The sequence below is a fragment of the Paenibacillus sp. An7 genome, from assembly GCF_009870785.1.
Classification (GTDB): Bacteria; Bacillota; Bacilli; order Paenibacillales; family Paenibacillaceae; genus Paenibacillus.
In genome coordinates, this window is record NZ_WTWX01000045.1 from 5907 (window position 1) to 6653 (window position 747).

Genomic DNA, 747 nt, shown 5'->3' on the forward strand with positions numbered 1-747 from the left:
ATAGTGTCCTAAGCTAGTATCAGATTTACACTTTCATGGTTATATCGTCTATAAAAACCAACCCAGCTCTTAGATTTATCCCTAGCTATGATAGTGATCCAATCCAGTTCAGTTTCTATTACACGTACGTATACGTGTACGTACGTGTAATTTATTTCAGGGATATCAATAGAATGCTCGTCGTTGGTTCTGCTCTCATCAATATTGCTTAGAGCACCTATCACTTCTCTTGATACATAGAGAACAGTTAACTAGTGGGTAGTCCTTTTAGTCTCTAAAGCGACCACAGCTGCTATTTGAATCTTGCTATATTGCTAACAATGTGTCGCGATATGACCCTTTGAACTGCTCGATCGTTTACTCTTTAAACATTCATTAGTTTTATCGTCCATGACAACATGCTCAGTTCATGTGTCTATCCCTATGATAATGATCTAATTCTGTTCATCTTTAACAACACGTACGTACACGTGTACGTACGTGTAAATTACTTGTATAGAATTCTCTTCGTTGTTCTGCTCTCATCAATATTGCTTAGAGCAGCTATCACTTCTCTTCATTACCTAGAGAACAGTTAACTAGTGGGTAGTTTCTATAGCCTCTATAGCGACCACAGTTGCTATCTGAATCATATTCGATTGTTTAAATTGATTAGCTTGATTAGAAATTATGGTTTTTGAAATATTCGGCATCTATTACTATACAAACACACGGTGTACATGACTACAAACTTAACTTAGTACACGT